This window comes from Amycolatopsis sp. NPDC059021 (assembly GCF_042739895.1).
Classification (GTDB): domain Bacteria; phylum Actinomycetota; class Actinomycetes; order Mycobacteriales; family Pseudonocardiaceae; genus Amycolatopsis.
This window is the reverse complement of record NZ_JBHYIQ010000025.1, coordinates 1-5376: the sequence shown is the minus strand read 5'-3', so window position 1 is coordinate 5376 and position 5376 is coordinate 1. Positions and strand designations below refer to the sequence as shown.

Sequence of the window (5376 nt, the reverse complement as noted above, 5' to 3'; positions counted from 1 at the left end):
AGACTCCGGGTTGATTCCTGCCCTTGGGGTGGGTCCGTGAAGGCCCCCTTGAGGGACTTGGAGTCCCTCAAGGGGGCCTTCACGGACTTGCAAATACCGACAGAGAGCGTAAATCGGGCAATTCGATCGGCGTAGTGTCCTTTGTAGACGGTTCCAGATCCTCAGGTGCCGCCGCTCGAGTTCCCGACATTGGCGTTGGGCGCGCCGAAGGCGTCTTCAGTGCGCGGGGCCTGGGGTTGCGGTTGCGACAAGGGCGTCCCTCGGTGCGTTGGATGCACCGGGGGCGTCCCTCGGTGCGGTGAACGCACCCAGGGCGTCCCTCGGCTCCGGCGGGCCGAGCGCGCCGGTCCCCGAACCCGCAGGCGAGATCCGGTACCCGGTCCAAAGCGAGGTGCTCTCCTCCCACCAGACCGAACGCCCCAATGTGGCATTGGGTGCGTCCAACGCACCGAACGCCACAATGGGGCGCATGAGCCACCGCCGCGTCAGGAGTCCTTGCGCCACACCACGTTCGTGCCGCTGCAGGCGGGCGGCAACGGGGGCGCCGCGACCTCGGTGCGCACCCGGCGGTACCCCAGCCGCGCCGGGACGCCCGCGCTGCGCGTGTTCCGTTCGTCGTGCTTGATCTCGACGTACGGCGCGCCGATCCGGAGCGCTTCGGCGGTCAGCAGCGCGGCGGCGCGGGTCATGGTGCCCCGGCCGGTGTACGGCTCGCCGAGCCAGTAGCCGATCTCCATCCCGCGTTCCCGCGCCATCAGCCCGCAGCCGCCGACGAGCGTCCCCGCCAGCATGACCGCGTACTCGTACGCCTCACCACGCTCCCACCGCCCGGCGGTGGTCTTCAGGAACTCGGCCGCCTCGCGCTCGCCGTAGCCGTGCATCGCCCACGGCAGCCACACGCCGATGTACCCCGCCGACTCCCCCGCGGTCGCGGCCAGCTCACCGAGCCGGGACGCCCGCCAGCGGGCCAGCACGAGGTCTTCGTCGGGCAGGGTTTCGGCCGGGGTCTCCATGTTCTCCATGGTCGCCGGAAACCCCGGCCGCCGCCGCCGATTTTCCGGCGGGCTACTTCGTGATCACGCCGGCCGGGACCTCGGTGTCGCCGCGCAGCGCGTCGAACAGCTGCTGGGACTTGTTCTTGTCCCAGTGCTCCGCCGAGGCGCTGGTGACCGGCACGGTCGTGGTGACCACGCCGTCGGAGGAGATCCCGCGCATCGCCAGCGCGAGGCCGACGAGGTTGTGCACGTGATCGCCGGAGTCCATGGTCAGCGCGTCCGGCGCCGAGGACAGCAGCGGGAAGAAGTGGAACGGGTTCAGCAGCGTGCCGGCGCTCGCCATCTGGCTGACCATGGCGCCGATGAACTTCCGCTGGTTCGCCACCCGGTCCAGGTCCGACCGCGGGGTCGCGTCGCTGTACCGCGTCCGGACGAACCCGAGCGCCGAACGCCCGTCCAGCGTCTGGCAGCCTGCCTTGATGTCGATGTGGGTCATGGGGTCGTTCATGTCCTTGTCGACACACATGTCCACGCCGCCGATCCCGTCGACGATGTTCGCGAACCCGCCGAAGCCGATCTCGGCGTAGTGGTCGATGCGCAGCCCGGTGGCGCCCTCGACGGTCTTGACCAGCAGCGACGGACCGCCGAGCGAGAACGCCGCGTTGATCTTGGTGGTTCCGTGGCCGGGCACCTTGACCTGCGAGTCACGCGGCAGGCTGAGCAGCGTCGGCTTCGTGCTGTTGTCCGGGATGTGCGCGACCATGATCGTGTCGGTGCGGGTGCCGCCCGCGTCGGAGGTGTCACCGGTGGCCAGGCGCGCTTCGTCCTCCTTGGACAGTCCTTCGCGGCTGTCCGAGCCGACGATGAGCCAGTTGGTGCCGGAGGCGGCTGCCGGGCGGCCGTCGTAGTTCGCGAGCGCGTCGACGCGCTTGATCGAGAACTCCAGGTAGACCCAGACACCGGCCAGGAACACCACGAAGACCAGCAGCAGCGTCAGCAGGATGCGGCCGGGACGCCATCTGCGACGGCGCCGGGGACGTGGCGCGGGCGCGCCCTCGGGCCCCCGCGGCGGCGCCTGGCGCGGGGGTGGCGGGGGCGGTTGCTCACCCCGCGACCCCATCGGCCGGGTCCGCTCGTCGTACGGGCTGCGGCCCCGCCCCGGCAGGGGCATCATCTGGGCAGGCTGATGCTGCCGAGGGCGTCCAGAAGGCTGCGCTGGCCTCGGCGGAACCCACCGCCCGCCGCCGTCGCCTCCGTACGTCATCTCACATCACCCGTCCCCGATACCGGCGAATCCGTCGAAGTCTCGCCAACCACTCCTCATGACAAGACGTGCGACACCGTATCGGGTTGTCTCCCGGCCCGCCGCGCAACCGATTACCGGCTGCCCCCGGCGTACCCGAACTGGTGCACCTTGATGTACCCGGACCGGAACCCCGCCTCGGAGTAGGCCAGGTAGAACTCCCACATCCGCCGGAAGACGTCGTCGAAGCCGAAGCTCGCGACCTCGCTCCAGCGGCCGAGGAACCGCTCGCGCCACAGCCGCAGCGTGCGGGCGTAGTCCTGGCCGAACTCGCGCATCCCCTGCAGCTTCAGCCGGGTGTTCTCCCGCATCCCGCGCTCGATCGCCTCGACCGACGGGATGATGCCGCCGGGAAAGATGTACTTGTGGATCCAGGTGTAGGCCTTGGCGGACGCGACCATCCGGTCGTGGTCCATGGTGATGGCCTGCAGCCCGAACCGCCCGCCCGGCCGCAGCCGATGCCCGATCGTGGCGAAGAACGTCGGCCAGTACGAGGCGCCGACGGCCTCGATCATCTCGACGCTGACGACGGCGTCGTACTCGCCGGTCGACTCGCGGTAGTCGGTCAGCTTGACGTCCACCCGGTCGGCGAAGCCCGCCTCCGCGATCCGGGCGGTGGCCAGCGCGCGCTGTTCCTCGGAGATCGTGAGCGACGTGACGTGGGCGCCGCGCGCGGCCGCGCGGATCGCCAGTTCGCCCCAGCCGGTGCCGATCTCCAGTACCGCGCTGCCCTCGCGGACCCCGGCGTAGTCCAGCACGCTGTCGATCTTGCGGTGCTGTGCCTGGGTGAGGGTGTCGCCGGGCCCGAACAGCGCCGAGGAGTACATCATCGACTCGTCGAGGAACGTGCCGAACAGGTCGTTGGACAGGTCGTAGTGCCGGTGGATGTTGGACCGCGCGCCCTCGAGGGTGTTCTCCTCGGTCTTCGGCTGGGTGCGCTCGGCGAACCGGCGGAACTTCTGCAGCACCGGCGGCACCAGGGTGGCCATCCGCTCGGCGAACGGCGTCAGGACGTCGGCGAGGTCGTCGGCGGTCCAGTCACCCGCCATGTAGGCCTCGCCGAAGCCGATCTTCGCGTCGGCGCCGAGGCGGTGGAAGAACGCCGCCGGGCGGTGGATCCGCATCTCCGGCGCGTCCGGGCCGCCGGCGCCCAGCACGGTCCCATCGGGAAAGCTGACCCGGATGGCCAGCGGGCGCACCGCGCGGCGGAACAGGGTCTCGGCGACGCGGGCCCGCACCGCGGATCTGGGCGGGGTCGACAGCCCCGGCCAGCGGGACTCCGCGGATTCGCCCAGCGGGGTCGGTATCCGGTCAACGCTCGAGGTGGTCAAGACACTCCCTCCGGCCGGCCTGCGCCGGTGACTCGATGGTAATTCGCGCGCGACCCGGCCGCGCCTGCAAGATGCGTGATCACACCGGAACCCGCAGCCGGTCGGACGCGGGCCGCGCCCACGCGTGCCGCAAAGTCTCGTCCTTCTCCACGTCCGTGATCACCTCCAGTGTGAAAGCACACATCAGGCGGGTCCACACCGGCGCGCGCCGGACCATGGCGTGTCCCTCGTTCGTGACCTCGAACCGGACAAGCCGGGCGGCGACGGCCCCGGCGCGCTCGGCGTAGGCGTGGGACGCGACCGGATCGGTCATCCGATCGCGGGTGCCGTGCGCGATGAGCACGTCCCGGCCGGCGAGCGCGTCCACCGGTTCCCCCGGCGGCGTCCACGGCGCGAGCGCGCACACGCCGCGCACCGCCGGGTCGTCGGCCACGCGCAGCGCGACCCGCGCGCCCATCGAATGCCCGACGAGGACCACCGGGACACCGGGATGCTCCTCGCGGATGCGCGCGAGCGCCCAGCGCGCGTCCGGGACCGGGTGCTCGGCCGCGCCGTTCCAGCCGTAGCGGCTGTTGCGCAGCAGGCGGACCTCGACGCCGTCATCGCGTCCGGCGCGGTGCAGCGCCCTGGCCAGCGGGACCATCCTCAGGTAGGCCAGCCGCCACGGGGGCACGCCGCCGAAGCCGTGCTCGGCCCCGCCGTGCAGCACCAGCACGACGGCCCTGGTCCGTCCGTGCGCACGCCACACGGACAGCCTCGGCTCGGCTTCGCTCACTCTCGCCTCCCAGTCTCCGGGACGACCCGGTCGCCGAACGGGTCAACCTCGCTACTGGTCCACGCTATTCCACCCCGGGCGGGCGGTGGCGCGATAGATTCGGCGGTCGGTAGCCGACGTCGACGTTGTCTTGCGGTGTCCCGCTGAGGACTGAAGGGCGGTGTGGTGAACACCACGCGGAACTGGGCCGGTGTGGCAGACAAGCTGGCGGCCGTGGAGGCGGCCAACGCCGAGGAACTGGGCAAGGTCGCGGAGCTGGTGCTGGGGGTGATCCGGGCGGACGCGCTGGTGTTCACCGCGGGCGCCGGGCACTCGCTGGCCGCGGTCGCCGAGACGTTCTACCGCGCGGGCGGGCTCGCCTGCGTGTACCCGCTGTATCACCCCGAACTGCTGCCGCTGCACGGCGCGCAGCACAGCACCAAGACCGAACGCCGCAGCGGGCTGGCCGAGGAGGTGCTCGCCGAGCGCGCGCCGGGACCGGACGACGTGCTGGTGGTCTTCTCGACGTCGGGAGTGAACCCGTACCCGGTCGAACTGGCCGCCGCCGCGCGGACCCGTGGTGCCGCCGTGGTCGCGGTGACCTCGCGCGAGTGCGTCGCGGCGGCTCCCCGGCGGTCGGCCTCGACGCTGGTCGAGGAGGCCTCGGTGGTGCTCGACTCGCTGGTCATCCCCGGCGACGCGAGCCATCCCGCGGACGCGCCCCGCACCGCCCCACTGTCCACTGTGGTCAACGCGTTCCTGTGGAACCTCGTGCTGGCAAGGGTTTTCGACCAGGGCACCGCCGAGGGCCTCGACGTCCCGCTGTGGCGAAGCTCCAATGTGGTCGGTGGCGACGAGGCGAACACCGCCCTGCTGGCGAAATACACCCCCCGCGTCCCCGCCCTGCGCTGACCTCCCCCGTCCGAACCGGCGATCTCGCGTGATTGCGCGCGTAACTCGCGTGATTGAGCGGAGATCTCGCCCGATCACGCG

At 71.4% G+C, this 5376-nt stretch carries 5 protein-coding genes; 1 reads left to right on the top strand and 4 read right to left on the bottom strand.

Translation table 11 applies throughout. The features are described 5' to 3' along the window. Window positions 1-485: 485 nt before the first annotated feature. The 4 genes from ACFWX1_RS17105 to ACFWX1_RS17090 form a co-directional block, all read right to left on the bottom strand. Window positions 486-1013: a GNAT family N-acetyltransferase gene (locus tag ACFWX1_RS17105; protein WP_378388277.1), complete on the bottom strand. Its 528-nt coding sequence runs from the start codon at window positions 1011-1013 to the stop codon at window positions 486-488. Window positions 1014-1065: 52 nt separating this feature from the next. After that, window positions 1066-2259, bottom strand: coding sequence for an LCP family protein (locus tag ACFWX1_RS17100; RefSeq protein ID WP_378388275.1), 1194 nt, complete (start codon window positions 2257-2259; stop codon window positions 1066-1068). Window positions 2260-2372: 113 nt separating this feature from the next. Continuing rightward, window positions 2373-3629, bottom strand: coding sequence for a class I SAM-dependent methyltransferase (locus ACFWX1_RS17095; protein ID WP_378388273.1), 1257 nt, complete (start codon window positions 3627-3629; stop codon window positions 2373-2375). Window positions 3630-3708: 79 nt separating this feature from the next. Continuing rightward, window positions 3709-4404, bottom strand: coding sequence for an alpha/beta hydrolase (locus tag ACFWX1_RS17090; RefSeq protein ID WP_378388271.1), 696 nt, complete (start codon window positions 4402-4404; stop codon window positions 3709-3711). 162 nt (window positions 4405-4566) lie between these two features. On the opposite strand from ACFWX1_RS17090, the gene ACFWX1_RS17085 reads away from it, so the two are divergent. Continuing rightward, complete coding sequence (locus ACFWX1_RS17085; RefSeq protein ID WP_378388269.1) at window positions 4567-5295, top strand: sugar isomerase domain-containing protein; 729 nt, start codon at window positions 4567-4569, stop codon at window positions 5293-5295. Window positions 5296-5376: the final 81 nt, after the last annotated feature.

Excerpts from the sequence above, each read along its gene's own strand:
- ACFWX1_RS17105 (WP_378388277.1), bottom strand. The coding sequence starts at position 1,013 with ATGGAGACCCCGGCCGAAACCCTGCCCGACGAAGACCTCGTGCTGGCC.
- ACFWX1_RS17100 (WP_378388275.1), bottom strand. The coding sequence starts at position 2,259 with ATGACGTACGGAGGCGACGGCGGCGGGCGGTGGGTTCCGCCGAGGCCA.